This is a genomic window from Streptomyces sp. NRRL S-495, assembly GCF_000966955.1.
Classification (GTDB): domain Bacteria; phylum Actinomycetota; class Actinomycetes; order Streptomycetales; family Streptomycetaceae; genus Kitasatospora; species Kitasatospora purpeofusca.
The window spans coordinates 1-791 of sequence record NZ_JZWY01001348.1 but is presented as its reverse complement, the minus strand read 5'-3'; the positions used below and the strand labels follow the sequence as shown (position 1 = coordinate 791).

The 791-nt window shown below is 69.2% G+C and carries 1 protein-coding gene; it reads right to left on the bottom strand.

What is annotated here, in order from left to right:
* Positions 1–155: 155 nt before the first annotated feature.
* A complete protein-coding gene (locus tag VR45_RS41610) occupies positions 156–593 on the bottom strand; it encodes a hypothetical protein (protein ID WP_052709767.1) in 438 nt (145 codons plus the stop codon).
* Positions 594–791: the final 198 nt, after the last annotated feature.

Sequence of the window (791 nt, the reverse complement as noted above, 5' to 3'; positions counted from 1 at the left end):
GTCCGACAGGAGAAGGGGCGTGGCACCGAGTACCCCGGGGTACTCGGTGCCACGCCCCTTCTCGTTCGCAGTTCGCAGTTCGCAGTTCACCATTCGCCGTTCGCCGCCCGCTGGCCGGCCGAAAGCCGCGGCCCCCGAGGGAGCCGCGGCCGCCGTCACTCCGCGAACGCCGCCAGGTGCTGGGTGAACCCGCCCTGGTTCGGCGGCAGCGGCCGCGGTTCGAGGGGCGGCACCCGCTCCGGCTCCTCCGGCGACAGCACCGTCAGCTCCGGCTGCTCCACGCCCTCGGCCGCCCCGCTGAGCCGGACCCGGGTGCCCACCGGCACGGTGGAGCGCAGGCCGCTGACGATGCACCAGACGTCGAAGCCCTCGGACATCCGGATCAGCGACTTCTGCCGGGCCAGCGGCGTACGGGCCTGCTCGACGGCGCACCGCCGCACCACCCCGGTGCCCTCGCTGCGCTCCAGCCGCAGCTCGGTGGAGCCGCAGGTGGGGCAGAGCAGCCGCTGGAAGGTCGGATTGTGGCACCAGTCGCAGCGCTGGAAGTACAGCGGAGCGCTCTCGGTGTCGGCGTCGATGGCTGAGTGGACCACGGTGTCATCTCCCTGCGTTTGTACGGGCCCGGTGCTACGGCTACCGCCAAAAAGAGGATAGGGAACTCAGTGCCGCTCTGTGAAGGCACTGAGTTCCCTTTTCCTTGCGCACGTGCATAATGAAGGGTACTGAGTACCGTCGTGAACGTCGTGAAACAGGAGTGGCCGCTCATGAGCCAGGACTTCGATCTCTTCCGG